The organism is Undibacterium sp. RuRC25W (assembly GCF_049339825.1).
Lineage (GTDB): Bacteria > Pseudomonadota > Gammaproteobacteria > Burkholderiales > Burkholderiaceae_D > Undibacterium.
The window spans coordinates 1-21,565 of record NZ_JBMPPD010000044.1; the positions used below are offsets into that span (position 1 = coordinate 1).

General features: G+C 43.9%; 12 protein-coding genes. All 12 read left to right on the forward strand.

The features are described 5' to 3' along the window. Positions 1 to 1,553: 1,553 nt before the first annotated feature. The 12 genes from ACO0KV_RS16480 to recD all read left to right on the forward strand — a co-directional run bounded on the left by ACO0KV_RS16480 (position 1,554) and on the right by recD (position 21,368). Positions 1,554 to 2,444, forward strand: a complete 891-nt coding sequence (locus ACO0KV_RS16480) for an NAD(P)-dependent oxidoreductase (RefSeq protein WP_423043955.1) — start codon at positions 1,554 to 1,556, stop codon at positions 2,442 to 2,444. A gap of 190 nt (positions 2,445 to 2,634) precedes the next feature. Next, positions 2,635 to 3,930 carry an isocitrate lyase gene (aceA, locus tag ACO0KV_RS16485; RefSeq protein WP_423043984.1) on the forward strand — a complete coding sequence of 432 codons (1,296 nt, stop codon included), beginning with the start codon at positions 2,635 to 2,637 and terminating at the stop codon, positions 3,928 to 3,930. A 330-nt stretch (positions 3,931 to 4,260) separates the two neighbouring features. Then, positions 4,261 to 4,842, forward strand: a complete 582-nt coding sequence (gene pilV / locus ACO0KV_RS16490; RefSeq protein WP_423043957.1) for a type IV pilus modification protein PilV — start codon at positions 4,261 to 4,263, stop codon at positions 4,840 to 4,842. Between the two features lie 23 nt (positions 4,843 to 4,865). Then, a complete protein-coding gene (locus tag ACO0KV_RS16495) occupies positions 4,866 to 5,897 on the forward strand; it encodes a PilW family protein (RefSeq protein WP_423043959.1) in 1,032 nt (343 codons plus the stop codon). Positions 5,898 to 5,904: 7 nt separating this feature from the next. Then, positions 5,905 to 6,555, forward strand: a complete 651-nt coding sequence (locus tag ACO0KV_RS16500) for a pilus assembly PilX family protein (RefSeq protein WP_423043961.1) — start codon at positions 5,905 to 5,907, stop codon at positions 6,553 to 6,555. Next, positions 6,552 to 7,199 carry a hypothetical protein gene (locus tag ACO0KV_RS16505; protein ID WP_423043962.1) on the forward strand — a complete coding sequence of 216 codons (648 nt, stop codon included), beginning with the start codon at positions 6,552 to 6,554 and terminating at the stop codon, positions 7,197 to 7,199. Before ACO0KV_RS16500 ends, ACO0KV_RS16505 begins: the two co-directional genes overlap by 4 nt. Beyond that, entirely contained in the window at positions 7,168 to 10,542 is a 3,375-nt protein-coding gene (locus ACO0KV_RS16510; RefSeq protein WP_423043964.1) for a pilus assembly protein, read from the forward strand. Before ACO0KV_RS16505 ends, ACO0KV_RS16510 begins: the two co-directional genes overlap by 32 nt. A 193-nt stretch (positions 10,543 to 10,735) precedes the next feature. Continuing rightward, the gene (locus tag ACO0KV_RS16515; protein WP_423043965.1) at positions 10,736 to 11,194 is read left to right on the forward strand and encodes a type IV pilin protein; all 459 of its coding nucleotides are present in this window, start codon (positions 10,736 to 10,738) and stop codon (positions 11,192 to 11,194) included. 2 nt (positions 11,195 to 11,196) lie between these two features. Then, positions 11,197 to 11,739 (forward strand): GspH/FimT family pseudopilin, encoded by a 543-nt coding sequence (locus ACO0KV_RS16520; protein ID WP_423043967.1) that lies wholly within the window; start codon positions 11,197 to 11,199, stop codon positions 11,737 to 11,739. Between the two features lie 325 nt (positions 11,740 to 12,064). After that, positions 12,065 to 15,574 (forward strand): exodeoxyribonuclease V subunit gamma, encoded by a 3,510-nt coding sequence (recC, locus tag ACO0KV_RS16525; RefSeq protein WP_423043969.1) that lies wholly within the window; start codon positions 12,065 to 12,067, stop codon positions 15,572 to 15,574. Then, entirely contained in the window at positions 15,571 to 19,284 is a 3,714-nt protein-coding gene (recB, locus tag ACO0KV_RS16530; RefSeq protein WP_423043971.1) for an exodeoxyribonuclease V subunit beta, read from the forward strand. The genes recC and recB overlap by 4 nt, the downstream gene beginning before the upstream one ends. Beyond that, complete coding sequence (gene recD / locus ACO0KV_RS16535) at positions 19,281 to 21,368, forward strand: exodeoxyribonuclease V subunit alpha (protein WP_423043973.1); 2,088 nt, start codon at positions 19,281 to 19,283, stop codon at positions 21,366 to 21,368. The genes recB and recD overlap by 4 nt, the downstream gene beginning before the upstream one ends. The last annotated feature ends 197 nt before the right edge of the window (positions 21,369 to 21,565 follow it).

Consider the following 21,565-nt stretch of genomic DNA (forward strand, 5'->3'; position numbering starts at 1 on the left):
ACCAGTGTGAAAGTAGGTTATCGTCAGGCTCCCCCATGCAACCCCTCTCTACTTACGTAGTGAGGGGTTTTGCTTTTATAGTGCGCAAAACTGGTACGCCTGATCCTGCAACAGGACCTAACGCCAGTTGCATTTGAATTATTGCTTAAATTTTAGTTTCAGATTTTACGTTTAAGTACCTGAATCGCTTACTACCACCACCCATGAAAGCGATGTAATTTCGTGCATTCGTTAATCCTAAGCAATGTGGTGAGCACGTTATCTAGTACTCAATTACACCATCAGTCGCATTCGATGATTTAAATACGTCGCTATCTACCTGCTATCGCAGATAAAAATTCACCAAAGTAGTGTTTTTTGACTACTAGTTGGATATCCTTCAGATTTTATGGCTGGATTTTATATAGCCATGTGGTGTTTTGAAATCTATAACGCTGTCTGAGGTGCAGTTTACACCTGGCTTACGTCCACCATAAATTCCTTGACGTACACGTTGTTAATCAACATCTTTTAGCTGAAGAAGAATCTCAATGAGTCGTTGAGTTACAACTGATAGGAAGTGAAGCGCAATATTATCCGATGGAAGTGATATAGCGATGGCAGACCAGCATATTTGGCCACACCTTGATGCAAGGTATTCGTGATTGCTTCAGATGTACGGAAAGAATTCAGAAGGAAGTATCCTATCGGTTGAATTGATTATAGGTGCTGCGATCGTCTACCTAACACCAAACATCTTTTCTACTATTTACTAAGGTGTCTGACGCTTATCTCTTGTAAGACTTTGCGTGACATATTTCATCCGAGTTTCTAATCTTCCTCAATATATCTTTACTCATTAACCACCAAGACCATTAACGTTATCTTAATTTAATTGAAAAATATCCAAATCATTTTTCATTGATTTTTATGAAATCTGTAACTTTCTATTGAAGTGTTTTTGTGGCTTCAATCGAGGGAAAATAGTTTAAACATTTTGGTGTAAAGAACTCTTACATATTTCTGATTCTAAAAAGCGAATTCTCGCGCAACCCACTGATATACTAAGTATCGCTAAGTAACAAAGAATGTCGTAATATAATAATCGTGGTGTATGTTCTTGTAAACATATGGTTTTTTTACGTTATGTAATTGCTAGACAATTCTTAGTTTATAGCAATGCGACCTGCATTATCTTTTTTACCTGCTACAAATAATACCTGCGCAAGGAGGTTGTTGTTTTAAGTTTTATTGAGGATATGCAAACACTTTTGTTTGGATCGCATCGGTGCAATGAGGAAGTTATATTTCCTCATAAACAAAGAGAGAATATTAGGAGGGGAATTCCATAGGAGAAGTAATTTATTCAGTTCCGTTGTTGGGTAGTTACGTTCTTGCAGTATTTTTTTGCGATGGAGATGCGCCACATATCTTCTTTTGAACCAAGATAATCAAAAGGGATGGAACTCATTTTCTTGAGGCTCGGTTTGATGCCAATTTGAGTAAAAAGTAGCTCGTCTTTTTCAATTTTCATTCGGTACCAACATGCCAAAAGGCAAAAGGAAATATACGATATGTCGAAAATTGCAGTATTAGGAATGGGCGCGATGGGATCGCGTATGGCAAAAGCTTTGATCGAAGCTGGACATCAATTGCATGTTTATAACCTCATCCCCAGTGCGTGTGAGCCTCTTGTGGCGATGGGGGCTGTTGCATTCGACACTCCCAAACTTGCCGCAGACGGAGTTGACTTCGCTATAGCTATGGTATGGGATGATGCTGCTTCTGCAAGGGTTTGGCTTGATCCTGAAATTGGGGCATTGCAGTCGCTTCCAGCAGGCGCAGTAGCGTTAGAGTGCGCTACCTTAACAGTTGAGCATATTGGTCGGTTAGTGAGTGCCGCTGAATCTTTTGGTGTTGAATTTGTATCTGCGCCCATGTCCGGTTCTTTACCCGAAGCAGAAAACAAAACGTTGATTTTCACAGCTGGTGCAAAATCAGAAATATTCGGAAAAGTAGAACCTATTCTTCTCGCAATGGGGCAAAAGATCAACTATGCAGGAGGAGTGCTTGATGGGATTTCCTTAAAGCTTGTGATCAACAGTAAGCTTGCCCTTGAATATGCTGCAATGGCAGAGATGGTGGCGTTTCTTGCCGCTGCAGGAAAAGATGCAAAACGTTATCTTGATATCGCAGCTTCAACCGCACCGTTTTCCGCGAGAGGTGTAAGAGAGGCGCGTTACATGTTGGATGGAAATGAGACTGTCCGTGTAAAAATTAGTCAACTGGTTAAAGATTCTGCTAATCATATAGAACAGTGTAAGACATATGGTGTTCAGTGCCCTATGGCGGAAGCCGCAAATGCCGTCTTCCGTAAAGCGTGCGACGAAGGTTACGGTGAACTAGATGCTGTTGCGCTCGCTCGGATTTATCAAACCCAGTTTGTGCACCAGCAAGCGGCATGAAACTGTGACGCGAGCATAGGCCTTTTAAGCGGGCTGTCTCAATTTTCTCTATTTTGAATAAGCACCCAGCACACCAAATTTGGTGCGAGGGTGCAGCCTTTTTTCGCATTGTCGTACTTCGATAATTTTGCGTAAGTTCTATTCACAACGCATGTTGCAAAAGAAATATAAAGGAGACCCCATGTTACAAATGCTCTCAAGGGAAGAACAAATCGATCAGCTTGAATTTGATTGGCATACGAATGCACGATGGAAAGGTATTGTTCGCCCATACTCCGCAGAAAAAGTCGTTTCGTTGCGTGGTTCCGTACAAATTGACCACACGATCGCACGACGGGGTGCTTTAAAGTTATGGAACTTGCTTAACGAAGAACCTTATATCAATAGTTTGGGGGCGCTGACGGGCAATCAGGCTATGCAGCAAGTAAAAGCTGGGCTTAAAGCAATTTATCTTTCAGGTTGGCAAGTTGCCATTGATGCGAATAGTCATGGTGAAATGTATCCGGAACAATCGCATTATTCCGTTGATTCTGTTCCAAAAGTCATCAAAAGAATTAATGCGACTTTTAAACGTGCAGATGAAATCCAGTGGAGCGAAGGTCGAAATGATATCGATTTTTTTGCCCCCATTGTCGCTGATGCTGGGGCCGGATTCGGCGGTGTACTCAATGCTTTTGAGTTAATGAAATCGATGATCGAAGCTGGGGCGTCCGGCGTCCATTTTGAAGATCAACTTGCTTCTGTAAAGAAGTGTGGTCACATGGGTGGAAAAGTGTTAGTGCCAACACGCGAGGCTATTGCTAAACTGATAGCAGCTCGCCTCGCCGCCGATGTTATGGGGGTTCCTACGCTAGTGATAGCAAGGACGGATGCGGAAGCTGCGGATTTGGTGACATCGGATGTTGATGAAAATGATCGTCCTTTTTTAACTGGTGAGCGTACTATTGACGGCTTTTATCGTACACGTAATGGGATGGATCAGGCTGTTTCACGCGCGTTAGCATATTGTCCGTATGTCGATTTGATATGGTGCGAAACTAGTAGGCCTGACTTGGAATTTGCAGAGGAATTTGCGCATCGTATTCATGAGAAATTCCCTGGGAAGATGCTGGCATATAACTGCTCACCTTCTTTCAATTGGAAAAAAAATCTCGATGATGCCACCATTGCACGGTTTCAAAGTAGCCTCGGCGCACTTGGCTATAAATTTCAGTTTATCACCTTAGCAGGTTTTCATAGCCTGAATCATTCTATGTTTGAGCTCGCTCACGGCTATGCGCGGCGTCAGATGAGTGCATTCGTTGAACTTCAAGAGCGTGAATTTGAATCTGCAAACAAGGGTTTCGCAGCTATAAAACACCAACGCGAAGCAGGAACAAGTTACTTTGAGATGGTAACGACAACGATTGAAACAAGCGCTTCTACTACGGCACACGGAGTGGCAACTGAAGATGAGCAATTCTCCGAATGTGAGACAGCGTATTGAGCATTAAGGAAGGGCGACTTGTTGGTGCCTTTATAGTGATCAATAAGAAGCGATATTGTTAATTCTAAACTGATCTGTAAGCTGGTGCTGGGATTGTATTGCTGACTTTTTGGAGCTCAAGTCGCCAGTCTGATCTTGGTTATGCTTCGCGCGTCGTACTATCCAATTCAACCTATTCATTTTCGAATCGCGTGCGGATTAAATTTGACTGTCAATCGTTCATCTCTTCTCTTTTTGTTACTAAATTACCCTTAGCCGTGAGCTACTTTGTATTGTGCTTTATTACGTCAACAAAGAAAAATTAAAAGTTAACTATTGGTGCTTAATTAAATGGAGCGAAAGTTGTTACGGAAGTCACAAGGTCACAGTTTAATTGAAGTTCTTATTTCTATCTGTATTTTGATGGTCGGCGCAGTCGGAGCGATCAATCTTCAACTAGCGTCTCTCCGAACTGCGCAGCAGAGTTCTTTTTATTCTTCTGCAGTAATGTTGTCCGCGGAGTTGGCTGAGAAGATGCGTGCGAACGACACGCAAATGAAATTGACCGATGGCTTAAACCTATATAGCCATTTTGCATATGATGCCCTTGTCGACGGTCATCCTTCCTCTTCTAAGTATTGCTTCACTCTTGCTTCTAATTGTAGTCATACAGATGTCGCAACGGCAGATATTGCTGAATGGCTTATTCGTGTAGGAAACACATTGCCAAGCGCGCGCGTTGTCGTATGTAGAGACAGCGAACCATATGACGAGGAAGAAGGTACGTTAACGTGGAGCTGCAACTCTAGTGAAAGCGCTTCTTTTGTCATCAAGATAGGGTGGCAATCCAAAAATCCTGACGATTCTTTTATGGAAACAGGTGATGCGAGACCACCAAAATATGTGATGTTGGTCGAGTCGTATGTAAGGTGAACAAGGATTTATTGGGTTTGAACATGAAGAAGAATTATAAGGCGGAAACGCAGTCAGGTTTGAGTATGGTAGAGCTGATGGTCTCATTGACATTGGGTTTGTTGGTGTTGTTGGTAGCAACTACACTGCTCTTTACAACGAGAGCATCATTTTCACTTCAGACTGATCACAGTGATATTCAGGAGTCTGCTAGTTTCGCCATCGATAATATTGCTCGCTCTTTGAGGCAAGCTGGCTATGTTAACTTAGATTCTAGCAGCTCACCGCAAATTACAGCGGCAACCTCTAGCGCTGATATTGTCGGTCTTGATGCGAGTACCTTAAGTGCGACAAATTCCGACATTGCGGGCGCAGTCCAATCGAAGACAAATTTCAGCGATGTACTAGCAATCCGTTTTTTTGGTGCTGGAAATTCAATTAGTGGTGATGGCACGGTTACCAATTGCGCGGGATTCCCAATACCAGCCCCAATATCTTCTGATACTGCAGACGAGGATCGCGGATGGAGCATCTATTACGTGGTAGAAAATGCCAACAAAGAACCTGAGCTTTTTTGTAAATATCAGTCAATTAACTCGAAAAATGGAAATATGAGTTGGAGTGCGCAGGCAATCATTAAAGGAGTTGAGTCATTTCAAGTTCTTTATGGAATTGACATATCACGTAGCGATCTTGGAGGAGTAAAAAAATTCTTAACTGCGAGTGAGATCAACGCACTGGATTTAGGTTTAGATTTGGTCGGTGATACAGCAACAGAGAGAAAGATTGATCTAAATCGTAAAACGTTTTGGAAGAAAGTTACCGAAGTAAGAGTAGCAATGTTAGTTAGCGGTGAAGAGAGAACGCGAAATGATTCTCTCGTAAATACATATCACTTATTTGGTGACGATTATGCTGCGATTGCAGGAAATGTTGACAAAGGGACGACGATTAAAGAAAGCGATATCCCTACTGAGAGACGAAACCGATTGAGAAGAGTTTATATCACAACAGTGCTTTTAAGAAATAACTGTATCGTTGATCCAGTTCGTGGTATCTGCTCAGCACCTGCGTGAGGATGAAATGAGTATATGTTCTCTGAAAAAAAATAAATACAAAATACGGCACTTGCCATTCCGTCGTGTCTACTCAAGTGGATTTTCTCTTGTTATTTCAATGGTAATGTTGGTTGTGATTCTACTGCTGAGTGTTTCACTTGCTTATCTTTCTTTGCAATCAGAGAGAGCTGCAAGAAACAATCGCGATCGACAGGTTGCGATGACAGCGGCTGAGGCAGCACTTCGTGATGCGGAGAGTGATATAGACTCCCAAGCGTCAATTGGTAGAAGTTTGATATTCGATGCTTCATCCAATTTATTTTTTGAGGAAGAGTGCGCCAGGGGAGATAGTAATACCTATCAAGGTCTGTGTTTACCTGCCGGTCCCGGAAAAGCCGCGGTTTGGCTTACCGTCGATATTGCCTCTGACGGTGCGGATGCGGCAAGTGTTCAATTCGGACGATTTACAGGACAAAAGATGGCAATTGGAAGAGCGCTATTTCCATCTAAATTACCCCGTTATCTCATTGAAGCCGTTCCTGACGTTGAGGCAGGGCAGCGTGCTGATGATCACATGAAATATGTTTTTAGAATCACTGCGATTGGTTTTGGATCTGATTCAAAAACGCAGGTGGTATTACAAAGTTTTTATAGAAAGGCCGCAAAATCAATATGAAGATGCAGGATGTATTTGAACTATTTTTTTTTGTTAAATTAATTAACTTGCGTTACTTAGTAATGCTTTTTTCTCTAGGAATGTCAGCATTCACATTCGCTTCGCCGCCGACAATTGCATTATCTGACGCACCACTTTACTTGAGCTCAGGAAATGTTCATCCCAATTTACTATTGGATTTGTCGGTTGAATATCCTACTGCCAAAGCTGCATACAATAATGTTGATGACTACAACAGGTCTACTGAATATCTAGGATATTTCAATCCTCGGAAATGTTACGAAAGTGGCGGAATCAGGCGTTTTACTCTAGTCAATTCGAGTGGGGCGGCCACAATAGATACCCAAGGGGCATCGTCAAAATTAGCTAGTTTTTCTGATATGCAAAATGGGTATTTTTACGCAGTTAAAGACACCGATGCTAATTATGAATGTGAAGGTACGGCATTTAGTGGAAATTTCATGAACTGGGCGTCAGCTTCTGCAATCGATATGCTACGGTTGGCATTAACTGGTGGTGACAGAGTTGTCGATACACCATCGCAGACTATTTTGCAACGCGCCTTTCTACCGAACGGCTTTTACAATTCAGGTTATTTTGTAAAAAAAAGTAGTGAGTTCTGTTTCAGGAAAGAGTTCTCCTGAAAGAATAACTCCCTACAAAGTTTCTCGGCTTTACGTATTCAATTGCGATAATAAAATTTTATTCAGTGATAGCGATACTTTAAATGTCTGTGCAGGACAACGTAGCTATCCAAGTAATAATGCAGCACTTGATTCAAAAATTTACTTTCCTAGTGACCGTATTTTAGGAGAGTTTTTAGTTCGCGTTCAGGTCTGTGACAATTCCGAAAATATAACTCGACTTGATTTGTGTGCCCTCTATCCGAGTGGAAACTATAAACCGGTGGGTAATATGCAGCGTAACCAGAATTCGATGCGTTTTGGTACGTTTGGCTATCTACTGGATAATACAAATACGCGATATGGCGGCGTTCTCAGGGCGCCGATGAAATATGTAGGAAACAAACAATTTCGTGCCGCAAATGGATTTTTGCCAGAGCCTAACGATCGTCCAGAGTGGGATGCGATAACAGGGGTATTTCTTTCAAATCCAGAGAAAGACGTAAGTGGTAATAGTGGGGTTATCAATTATCTCAATATGTTCGGTCGCCGTGGTAATTACAAAGTAAATGATCCACTAAGTGAAATGTATTATGAAAGCATACGCTATTTGCAAGGTGGTACAGCTACCCCTGCGAGCACTGAGGGAATGTCTGCAGATATGCAGGATAGTTTTCAAGTAATATCCAAATGGATTGATCCGGTTGAGGCTTCGTGTCAACGCAATTACGTGATCCTCATTGGGGATGCCAACACACATCATGATACCTATATTCCAGGATCTACCCTGATTGGTGCAAACCGTCCAAAGCGTCCCGCTGAGAGTTCAGCGAAAAATGGCAAGGATAATCCAAAATTGCCGCCATTTGATGTCAAGGTACAGACGGATCTCGTTGCATCATTGGAGTCGACTCGTACTCTCGGCAATTTGTTACCAGTTCCCGAACTGGCGAATATGGCGACATCCTATACAGGCGCCGATGCTGGAACATTTTATCTCGCTGGTACGGCTTACTGGGCGCACACAAACGATATTCGATTGGATAAGCCAGTGAGAGTAACAACGTTTGTGATCGATGTAGATGAAAATGGAAATGGCTCTATAGATAATGTCAGCCGTTCTAGGACCGCGCCACGACGTTCTCAGCTGTATCTCGCTGCTAAATATGGTGGCTTTAATGATACAAACGGCGATAAAAATCCATTCATGACGTTTGCTAAGGATGGAGTAACGGTCGTTAATAATAACAACGAATGGGCAGCGAGCAACCAAAATGATCCTGATAATTTTTTTCTAGCAAGTGATCCGAAGAAAATGATCAATGCCATTAATTCTATTTTTCAGTCGGTAGCATCTTCAGCAGGAACCCTTGCTGGAGTGGGTATTTCATCTACTTCAGCAAGCGACACTCCATTTATCTATGAGCCAGGATTTTCTGCCCCAAAATGGTCTGGCATTCTATTGAAGAAACGATTCGACGCTTCGCCGGCTATTCCAATTTGGAATGCAGCAGAAATATTGACTGGTAACCCTAATGCGAAGATCGCGCCTTTTCCAAGTGTTGATGCTCGAAATTTGTATACGTCAATGGTAAATAAAGATGGAGCGTTAAAAACAGTGCCCTTTATTTGGAATGGAGGTAGTTATTTTAGTGCGGCAGACCAGTTAAATTTCAATACGAATCAGCATACTGGTGAAATCGATAATTTAGGAGCGGAACGCATAAACTATTTACGCGGAGATCGTAGTATGGAAGAGGGTATGGATGCGAGATCTCAATCAACGTTTACGTTCCGGCCAAGAGACAGTGTATTAGGTGACATCATCAGTAGTACACCGGTCTATTACGGCACTCCTGCTAAAAACCTTTCTGCACCTGGCTACTCAAAATTTTATCGAGAAAACGCTTATAGGAGAAAAGCGGTTTATGTTGGTGCTAATGACGGTTTTTTACATGCATTTGATGCAGATAACGGTACCGAACTATTTGCTTATGCACCAAATGCTTTGCTCTCGCGGTTGTCTGCTTTGACTGATTCGTTCTACAGTCATCAATCCTTTGTGGATGGCAAAATCGTCGTAAAAGATGTTCTTGTAAAAGGTGACTGGAAGACGGTGCTAGTGTCTGGCATGGGTGCTGGCGCAAAGGGCCTCTTTGCCTTAGATGTGACTGATCCTGGAAAGTTTTCTAGTGGCGCTGGGGCATTATGGGAGTTCACTGATAAGATAGATCCCGATATAGGGAATATTTTATCAACGCCTCTTATTGCAAAATTCCGAGTTGGTGGAAATGCAGTAAGTCCAATTTATACCAACTATGTCATCGTGTCGAGTGGCTATAATAATTATGGCGCCACTCCTGGAGGTAGTGGTAATGGTGCTATCTTCATTTTATCTCTCGATAAAATGCCTGGCGAGCCATGGGTTTTAAACTCTAATTATTTTAAGTTGACAACCCCGATTAAAGATACGAGCCGTGCCAATGGCTTGGCAGCGCCAAACCTTGTCTACGGCGGAGATGGTGCAGTTGCGCATCTGTATGTAGGCGACTTACAAGGAAATCTATGGCGATTTTCTTATTTAGATACCTCGTTAGCAACCCTTAGTCATACACCTGCACTTATTTTTACAGCGAAGACTCGCAGCGGTAAGACTCAACCGATTACAGTACAACCACAAATAGTCTATGCGCCAGGAGGTGGATATATATTGTTATTTGGTACTGGTAAATATCTAGAGGCCAATGATTTACTTCCATCCGATTATGGTGAAAATTCATATTACGCTATTCTCGATACGACTTATAACGCCGATGTCGTGACTAGCAGAAGTCAACTTACTCCACGTATTGCGACACGTTCAGGGAACGGTTATGTTGTAACTGGTAAAAGTTTTATTTATGGCGTTAAGTCACCAAAAAGTAAGGGCTGGTATCTTGATTTTCCGGACTCTCAAATAACTGGTGAACGAATCCATCACGATTTACCTGGTGTTGTAACGGGAAGTGCCTACAGTTTCAATACGATGATGCTGAATGTCTCGCCATGTTCTCTTGGTGGGGGAAGAAAATATGCCGTTGACGTGCTCACTGGCGTGAGTAGTGGAGAGACAGGTTTCGCATCATCTATTGGACTAATGAGCAGCCCGGTTCTAATTAATCTCGGCACCACTGTGGGCGACCGAAATGCTACAGGTGCTCGCCGAGTTACTACGAAATATTTGCAGCGAAATCAAGGACCTGCGGGAAATGAAATGACGTCATTGCCTGATGTCGTAACACGTGCGGGTCGCGTTAGTTGGATTGAAGTGCAAAATTTTCAGGAATTACGGAAAGCTGCTGTGCCTGCTAAAAAGGAAAATTGATTAAATTCCCAAATGGGACGCTGAAACGTAAGCTTATTCGACGGTCATTTCGGTGGCCATATTGCGTAACCGTAGGCCGCTACAGCGGGAGATTCCGATCAGGTTCCCTTTTCATCTTTTTCTCTCATTGGAGATCAATTTATTTTCTGACTTCAATAAACAATGATCAAAAATATAGATATCAAGGAGTGCTATGCATAAAAAGCGATATACGGGTTTCAACCTCATCGAGTTAATGATAACCATCGCAATCATCGCCATATTATCCACCATCGCTTACGCGTCGTATAGCTCCAGCATTACTAGGGCAAAACGGGTAGAAGGCAAGAGTGCTTTATTTAAAGCAATGCAGCAAGAAGAAAGGTTTTTTACTCAACATAATCGTTATATTGTCTTCGGCAAAATAACTTCAGATCCGAATGCTTCAAGTTTTCAATGGTACTCAGGGGATAGTGCAACCAAGAGTGGCTACGAACTTAGTGCTGCACCATGCAAAGATAGTGCAATTCAACATTGTGTTGAAATTATGGCTACACCGGGTACGCAGAATGTGGACTCTCATTTTCAAGATTCAGAGTGTGAAAAATTTTCCCTCACCAGCACTGGTATTAAGTCATTTTCAGGTAATGGGAATAAAGAACAATGCTGGTGAAAATGAATAAGCATTTGATTTATAGATGGACGAATATTGGCTTCACACTCGTTGAAATCCTCGTTTGTTTGTCTATTGTAGTTATTTTGATGAGCATGGCGTTGCCTAGCTTTTATCGCTTAATTGAAAAACAAAGACTGAAAATAACAGTCGCTGAATTTTATGCTGCCATCAATCTCACCCGCGCCGAAGCGATCAAACGTAGTGCGCAAGTCAGTCTCATTCCAAATGACCGCAAAAACTGGCAGTCAGGATGGAAGATCGTTGTGGAGGCAGACGGAAGAGACGATGTAGATGTCATTCTTTTCTCGCATGAAGCACTCGCCGAAGGCTTTTTGATTACTCATAATTTTACTGATGCGTCTCAGACTTATATCTCATACGCAGGACAGGGGCAGAGTCGAACTTACCTAAGTAGTCAACAGCCTCTGGCTGGTACTGTCTCGATGACTTTAGGGGAGAATACAAAGCGAATTAAAGTTAATTTTCTTGGTCGGGCCAGAATCTGCGAGCCAACATATGATCTGACCTGTAGTGATAGCTAAATTAGTCGTTAATGTTATACCTGATGGTATTCTTTCTTCTTGTGCGATCGCGTGCGCGATGGTTGAAGGGATTTTGTTGACCATTCCTCGTGCTTGCTCGCAAAATTTTTTTTGTACCAAGTTTTTTACGAGATATTAGTTATACGTAGACGCATATTGGACGCTAAACGATTACTTGGATTTGTTGGTTCTCTCATAATATATGTCACAATATACCTATTCCCCGCGAAGGTCGATGGCGACTATTTTTTTTGCTCATAGCCTACGTGTGGAACTAGGTCTGTTTTACTTCATATGACAAGAAGTCGATTTTCTAAGGGCACCTATGTCGCCAGTTATCAAGCCAGGTCTGATTATTTTGCACGGCAACCAGTTAGAGGAGCTACAGTCCGCAGTATTTACGTGGATTTCTCAGTATCCTCTACACCCGTTAGAAAAAGACATTTTCCTTGTACAGTCAAATGGCGTAGCGGAATGGTTAAAAATAAGTTTAGCTGATAACCTCGGTATCTGTGCCGCAAATCGTATCGAATTACCGGGACGGTTCTTGTGGACTGTTTACAGGAGCATGTTAGGACGGAGCCAGATTCCATCAAGCTCTTTTCTTGATAAGTCGCCGCTCACATGGCGTTTAATGCGTTTGTTACCAGAGTTGCTTGATGATCCTGTTTTTTTGCCATTAAAAAATTATCTTTCCAATGGTGATCCCGAACGTCGTTTGCAATTAGCTGCTCGGCTGGCGGATCTGATCGACTTGTATCAGATGTATCGTTCGGATTGGTTACTGGATTGGAGTCAGGGTAAAAATTCTCTTAGCCGCGCATGTGGTGACGCACTTGACTTATCAAATGATCAGTTGTGGCAGGCAAAATTATGGCGTGCTATTTTGCAGGATATTCCTGAACAAGAAAGACAGCTTGGTCGGGTCAACGTTCATCAACGGTTCATTGATGCGATAGAAAGTGGAGCCGAACCTCAATCTCAGCTGCCTCGTCGTGTCATTTTGTTTGGTGTTTCGGCGTTGCCTAGGCAGACTCTGGAGGCCCTGTCAGCTCTCGCTAACTATACGCAGATCATATTGGCAGTACCGAATCCTTGTCAATTTTATTGGGGGGATATTATTGATGGCCGAGACTTATTACGATCGCAGCACAAGCGCCATAAAAATCGACGCGGCATTGATTTATCCTCAGTACCATTGGCGGAGCTGCATGCGCACAGCAACCCGTTGCTCGCTAGTTGGGGGAAGCTAGGTCGAGATTTTATACGAATGCTAGATGAGTTTGACCAAGAGGAACAGACCCGTGCCAGTTTCTCTAGCCTTAAACTCGATCTTTTTACTGATGGCCAAAGTCCTTATTTACTGGGGCAGGTTCAAAATGCGATACGTGATTTATTGCCGCTGAGTGAGCATTCAGGAAAACAAATTACGTCTGAAGATCGATCTATCGAGTTTCATGTTGCACACAGCCCTCAGCGTGAAGTTGAAGTATTGCATGATCGCTTACTAACTCTTTTAGCAAACAAAGAGGGTAAACAACTGCAACCCCAAGAAATCGTGGTGATGGTGCCTGATATCGTATCGTTTTCTGCGTCGATCAGTGCTGTATTTGGACAATATAAACGCCACGATGCACGTTTTATTCCTTTTGAGATTGCTGATGCGTCTGATCGGAAAAATAATCCTCTGTTATTAGCCATAGATTGGCTATTGCGCCTACCGCAACAACGGTGTTTGCAGAGTGAAATCTGTGATCTCTTGGATGTTCCCGCTTTGGCATCATGTTTTGGTTTGGATGAGAATGATTTGCCCACGCTAAAACACTGGATACAAGGCGCAGGAATTCGTTGGGGATTAGATCAGCAGCACCGGAACGATCTTGGATTAGGTGCAGCAGGCGAGCAAAATTCATGGCTATTTGGTGTTCGGCGAATACTACTTGGGTATGCTGTAGGTGCATCGAGTGAGTATCAGGGAATTGAACCCTATCCTGAAGTCAGTGGTCTCGATGCCGAATTGGCTGGGGCATTAGCTGAATTTATTACGCGATTAATTTCGTGGAGATCGCATCTATTATCATCATTGCTACCGGATCAGTGGACAGAGGTGGGGCGCCGGTTTATGAAGGCTTTTTTTTCTGCTCGTACGGAGAATGATCGTATTTTGCTGGCACGCCTCAACGAAAGTTTAGCGACTTGGACTGAGCTTTGTGAGCAAGCGCATTTTGAGGAGCCTGTTTCTTTAGCTGTGTTTCGGGAAGCCTGGTTAGGCAGTTTGGACGAGAGCAGTCTGAATCAGCGTTTTATCTCTGGCGGCGTGACTTTTTGCACGTTCATGCCTATGCGTGCTTTGCCTTATAGAGTTGTTTGCTTACTCGGAATGAATGAGGGTGATTTCCCTCGAAGAGCAAATAAGGTGGACTTTGATTTGTTGACGCTTCCGGGAATGGCGAGGCCTGGCGATCGCTCGCGTCGTGATGATGATCGTTACTTAATGCTCGAAGCCCTGTTGTCGGCTCGCGACAAACTGTATGTCAGCTGGGTCGGACGGAATATTCGCGATAATTCAGAACAGCCTCCATCCGTCTTGATCTCGCAGTTACAAGATTATTTGCGAGAGGGCTGGAACCTTGACTTATCTCAGTACACAACAGAACATCCGCTTCAACCATTTAGTGCAAGTTATTTTTACGCTTCACCGTTGCGTCAGTTAACCTACGCAACGGAGTGGGCTGCGGCGCACGGTGTTATTGCTGAGCTACCAAAGCAGCACCGAAAAAATACGATAAAAAATGGTAATGACAATGCTGATACGATGACAAGTTCAATCGTTGACGAGGCTATTTTCCCCTTCGATATTGAGCCAGACTTTCGTTTAAAGCTGAGTGAGTTGGGAAGATTTGTTCGACAGCCAGTCGCTTATTTTTTTCAAAAACGATTGGGTGTCAATTTCAGATCTGAGCAACTCACTGGCGATGATGAGGAGCCTTTTACGATTGATGCATTGAGTGAATATAAATTGGCTGAACGCCTGCTGCTTAGTAGCACTATAGATGAAAAAATCATCGACGTCCCAGCACACTTACGAACGAAAGCGCAAGCTTTAAAGAGGGAGGGCGTACTCCCAATCGGACTGACAGGACGTCATTTTCAAGAAAAACTGGTCGCAGAACTGACACCAGTTTTCGAATCCTACCTTGCGCTGCAACAGCAATTTCCTGTCGAAGCCGAGAAGTTAGCATTTCAGTTTGAGCATCAAGGTATTATTTTGGCAGACTGGCTGGACAATCTGCGTCATGATGGTACGGTGAAAGATCATTATCTTGAGACTAGTTGCCTGCTACAAACTGCGAGCAAGATATTAGATTCTAAAGGGGATATTCGCGCAGAAAAATTAATTGATGCGTGGCTAAGACAACTTGCGGCTTCACAGGCTGGTCAGACAATGACGGTTTATTTGGTCGCTCGTGATGCCATCATAAAAATGCCTTCCATTAATACAGCAGAGGCAACAAAAACACTGGCATGCTTGATCGAATTGTGGAAAAAAGGACTTGATCATCTTTACCCATGCGCATGCAAAACAGCGCTGGCGCTCATCGCTGATAAAAATCCACAGCAAGTCTATGATGGAAATTTCAATCTGTCAGGTGAGAGGGAGAATACTTATCTGTCCCGCGTATGGTCTGATTATTCCCAACTTAGTGGTCATCCAGAATGGGAATCTAGTACGATATCTTTATATAAACCGTTATTTGACTGGTCAAGAGAGTTGCAAAAAATTCCTCTTACATCGTCCCATAATATGACTTCAGATATAGGAGTCGCAGTATGAGTGAGACCCTTCATCCCATATCATTTCCTTTACATGGCTCGCGTTTGATTGAGGCGAGTGCGGGAACAGGTAAGACATGGACAATCGCAGCTCTTTATTTGCGTCTTGTTCTTGGGCACGGTGACGATAATGCATTTGTCCGAAGTTTGCATCCCTCCGAAATTTTAGTCATGACCTTTACGCGGGCAGCGACCAGAGAATTAACGGATAGGATTCGTCAGCGGCTTTCACAGGCGGCAGCGTATTTCCGTTCGCAGGAATCGAATGCGCCGCCTACCAATGATCCATTTTTAAATGATCTACTCAAGGATTATTCGAACATTCAGCAACGTCAGCAAGCTGCTTATCAACTCAGTAATGCGGCTGATGCAATGGACGAGGCAGCCATCTTTACCATTGATGCGTGGTGTCAGAGAATGCTGCGGGAGCATGCGTTTGATAGCGGCTGTTTATTTGATGAAGAGCTACTTAGTAATGAGTCTGTGATCTTAGAAGATGCCGTCCGTGATTATTGGCGGCAACAAGTTTACCCGCTGAATGGCCAGGCCTTACAAATCGTGACGGATTCTTGGAAAGATGCAGATGCGTTACAAATAGCAATCAGAAAATTACTCCCTCATGCCAATTTAGTCACCACTGACTCATCCATCACATTGTCTGCGCTCATCCCGCAGGTATTGACTGAACAGGTCACATTGCTGCATCCACTCAAAGCAGAATGGTTAGAAGTCGCTGATCAGATGGCAATGTGGTTTAAGGTCCAGCAAGAGAATACACCAAAACAATTTAACGGCAACAAGCTAAGATCCGCAAGCTTACAAAAATGGCTGGCATCTTTAAAAAATTGGGCACTCGACCCGCACTTAATCTGGCCAGATGATTTTGCGAAAATTGCAGAAAAACTCAATCCAACAGCGTTGATGGCCGCATGCAATAAAGGGTATGAGATATCGGTCCCCGAGATCTTCGAGCGATTTCCGTCTTTGCAGCTTGCTCTCGAAAAAATAGAGCCGATTGCGCATACCTTGTACCGTCACGCAGTTACATCCGTATCTTCTCGGATTGAGCTGCTTAAGTCGCAACAAAAGCAGTTCGGGTTTAATGATCTGTTATCTCGGCTTAAACAGGCATTGACGGGGGGGAATCGTGTTGCTATGCGTGAGCGAGTCTTAACGCAATATCCCATCGCAATGGTTGATGAGTTTCAGGACACATCACCAGACCAATATGCTATTTTTGATGCCATTTATCGGGTTGATGAAAATCGTGATGATATTGGACTTTTTTTGATCGGCGATCCTAAACAATCTATTTACGGATTTCGTGGTGCTGATATTTATAGCTATCTGGCGGCACGCAAAGCCACGGAGGGACGTCATTATCTTCTAGGAACAAATTATCGCTCAACCATCGACTTGGTTAAGGCTGTCAATCAGATTTTTATGTTTGCTGAAACCGAGTCTGGCTATCTGTCGCATTCAGCGGGGGCATTTCAATTTCGGACAGTGGATGAAAATCCGGTTCCATTTGAGCCGGTTCGGGCCCATGGGCTGGATTCTCGATTTGTTGAGTTCGATACAAAAACACAATCAGCTCAGACGGCTAAGTCGCTACATTTTTTGTACGCAGATAACGAGCAATCAAACAAAGAAGACGCGCAACACTTTTTTGCCGAGCATTGTGCACAATATATCGTTGAGCAATTAAATTCGGAGCAGGCAGGGTTTATGGCTGCTGGGGCTTTTCAAAGACTAAAGCCAGCCGATATCGCCATTCTGGTCAAAGATCGAAATGAAGCAGCAGCAATACGTAGGGCATTGCAAAAACGCCTCGTGGCTAGTGTGTATCTTTCCGATAAAGACTCAGTCCTACAGAGCGAAGAAGCAGAGGATATGCTGCGATGGCTGCAAGCTTTCGTTGATCCGATGGATACTGAATTAGGGAGAGCTGCTTTCGCGACCAACACAGCGATGCTCAGTCTCAAACAATTAGTCGATCTGGTATCCGATGATCTAGCCTGGGAGTCTCGTCTGGAGCAATTGAAAGAGTGGCATATCATCTGGCAACGACAGGGGATTTTGGCGGCAATTCGGCGCTTTATTTTTGATCTGGCATTACCAGAAAAACTCTTGCAAACCGTCGGTGGTGAACGACGATTAACCAACGTCTTACATCTGGCAGAGTTGTTAGAAAATGCGAGTGGACAAATCGACGGTGAACGTGCTTTGATTCGTTGGTTCGCTGAACATATTGCAGACGACGATAATAATAGCGATGAGCACATACTACGACTTGAGAGTGATGCCGACTTGGTTAAAGTGATTACTATTCACAAGTCGAAGGGGCTTGAATATCCGCTGGTGTTTTTACCGTTTGCGAGTTCAGCAAGGGTAACCCAACGTCGGCAGCAGCTGTTTTTCAAATATACAGAGGCCAACGGTAATCCAGTGATTGACATGACCTTGTCTGAACAGGCCATGAAAGCGGCTGATGCCGCGCGATTAGAAGAGGAATTGCGCTTATTTTATGTCGCATTGACCAGAGCTTCGCATGGCCTATGGCTAGGTGTTTCCGCGCATTCTAAGAGCTTGCACGAGTCAGCCTTTGGTTATTTGCTCAATGGCGGCATGATGCTAAACGAGTCACCGTTGTCTGGGGCATTGACGATGCTATCGGGGAATTGCGATGCCATCGAAACGGTTTTTTTGGAGGATGAGGCTGCTTGTACTAGATACATTGAAACAAAGCAGGATCTCGAGCCCGTTGCACTGTCGGCGTATGAAGGTAAGTTTGATCGATATTGGTCTGTGACAAGTTTTTCTTCTATCGTCAGAAACCTGAATCAAACCTTTTCAGTTGCTAGACTGAAAGATAATAAACTGTTTGAAGATGATGAAATCGAGCCTGTTAGTCCATCGCAGAATGCTGCGTGGCATCGCTTTCCACGTGGTGCCATTGCTGGGCAATTTTTGCACGAACAATTAGAGTGGATGGCTAACGAGGGTTTTCATATTGTGACAGAGCGCAACTTTGCTGAGCGCTTACGCAAGCGGTGTACGCGCGCAGGATGGGAACATCATCTCGATGATATTGTTGAATGGATGGTGCAGATTGTCTCCACGGCGCTGTTGCCAGTTGGCATAGCGTTGACGGAGATTGATCATCTGATACCAGAAATGGAATTTTGGTTACCGACAGCATCGACCCCCGTCAAGGAGCTTGATGCTCTCTGTCAATCCTATTTTTTGAATGGTATTAGTAGACAAACCTTAAGCCAGAAGATGCTCCATGGATTACTAATGGGATTTGCTGATCTGGTTTTTGAACATGAAGGTAAATACTGGGTGCTAGACTATAAGTCGAACTCAGTCGCGACGGATGATTCTGGCTATCATGAGGCGGCGCTGGTCTCTGCGATGGCTGCGCATCGCTATGATGTGCAAGGCGCGATATATATGCTGGCGCTTCATCGTTTACTGCAATCCCGCTTAGGTGCAAGATACGACCCCGATGAACATATCGGCGGTACTGTATTCTTATTCTTGCGTGGACTCGCCAATCAAACTACGCATGGTTGTTATCATCTTCCTGCAAACGGTACCTTTTTAGAAAAGATGGATCAACTGATACGAAATCAGGATGTCACCGTTGACGGATATTCTCATGAAAACCATGCGCAAGTTGCAGTGCAAGAAGAGGGTGAAAAATGAGTACCTGCGCTGAACTTATCGTTTCGCTCGAGTTGCTCGTCGAGCAAAAAAAATTGCGTCGAATCGCGCTAGCTTTTGCGCGATTTTTGATGGATCTTGGGATGAGTAACGTGCATCAGGTTTTCTGTGCAGCAGTGCTGACAGAGCTTGAGGCTCGCGGACATATTTGCCTTGACCTCAATTTGTTTGCGCAAGAGCCATGTGCACTTCTTGAGTGGGAAGTGTCGGTGTGGCAACAGCTGAGTGCTGACTTTTCTTTTCCGAAGACAAAAGACGGCTGGTTAGCCGCACTGAGCGTCAGTGAGCATATTTATGTCGCCACAAACCGTGTTGGTGAGATGAGGGTTGATTTGTTTGCACCTGTGGTCAATGAAGATCAACGACAGCTATTAGTACTGCAAGATAGTCGTTTATATTTGCGGCGCTATTGGAAAGATGAAGTGCTGATCGCCGATGCAGTAAGGGGGAGAGCTGCGCAACATATCAACGTCATTGCGGGTGATGTGCGTCGTTGGGTTGATGTGTTATTTGATTTGTCAGGCGACTTTTTAAGTAATAGCAATCAACGCTCGACGGCTGATATTGACGCAGAGACCGACTGGCAAAAAGTTGCTTGTGCTATTGCAGTTCGTAGTCATTTTTCTATTATTACTGGTGGTCCTGGTACTGGTAAAACCTACACGGTCGCACGCTTAATCGCGTTGATTCTTGCGCTGAGCGCTCATCCTGATCGGTTACGGATTGCTCTTGCCGCACCAACGGGTAAAGCTGCAGCTAGGTTAAAGCAATCATTAGACAATGCACTTAACGAGTTGGCACAAAAACTGGGTAGTTCACTGCCGATGAAAGAGATGAGTTCCCGTATCGGCGCGGCTCGAACCTTGCATAGCTTGCTCGGCGCCCGCCCAGATACCCGCAGCTTCCGTCACCATGCGGGCAATCAGTTGGATATCGATGTGTTGATTGTTGATGAGGCATCGATGATTCACTTGGAAATGATGGCATCTCTTTTAGATGCGCTACCACAAACTACAGTACTGGTCCTATTGGGAGATAAGGACCAACTGGCTTCTGTTGAAGCTGGTTCGGTACTCGGTGATCTATGCGGCAACGCTGAGACTGGTGGTTATACCTCAGAGACGACTGCCTATATTCAACAAGCCACAGGTCAGGCTATTGCTTCTCATTTTTCTGGAGATAGGGGAACTATCGCACAGCAAACCGTGATGTTGCGTAAGAGTCGTCGGTTTAGTGGCGCCATTGGTGCTCTTGCTGCTGCTGTAAATAATGGTAATGTTGAGGAGGCGAATGCTTGTTTTGAATTTGACAAAGAGGTTCTGAATTGGATAGGACATGCAAAGCAATCTCAGTTATTAGCGCTTGCTTATGAAGGAAGAGTTGGAGCCAAAGGGGGATATCGTGCCTACCTAGAATTAATCCAACAAATTCCAGAGCAAATCCGCGAACAAGCTTCTGAACTTCATACTGAGCGGTCTGTCGAGCTTGAAGAGACATTTAACCAATGGGTCATGTCCGTGTTACTCGCTTTTGATCAGTTCCGTCTTTTATGTGCAGTGAAAGAGGGTGAGTGGGGCGTACATAGTTTGAATGCGGCAATTGAGCACGGATTGCAGGCAAGAGGATTAATCAAACGTGACAGCGATTGGTACATTGGACGTCCGGTGATGGTAACCCGCAACGATTACAACAATAATGTCTTTAACGGAGACATCGGTTTGGCTTTGCCTGATGTTCACCGCAACAAGCCAACGCGTGTTTATTTTTTGGATGGGAACAAGCTGCGCAGCATGTTGGCATCCAGATTGAGATATGTTGAAACAGCCTACGCAATGACGGTCCATAAATCACAGGGATCAGAATTTTCGCATACTGCCTTGGTGCTGCCGCAAGAAATGTCTCCGGTTCTTACGCGTGAGCTCATTTATACTGGTATTACCCGTGCCCGGAATCAATTTAGTCTTATTAGTCCAGTCAACCAGATCTGGCACAAAGCGTTGTCTGTCAGAACCAGGCGTGATAGCGGACTCATGTCAGTTTTGCATCTATCGGATGATGCCCACTAAGCGAATAGCGTGCTTTTGCGCTATGGATGCAACAGCTTAGGCTTGTTCATTTGCCTTAACAGTAACATTTGATAGAAACCGCACAAAAATGCGCCAAAATAAGGCGTTGTATTCGTATGAATTTTACAAAGCGGCACACTTATTTTTATGAAAATTGTAAAAAATTTAACTAAATGCATTTCCAATGGGTTGTTTTA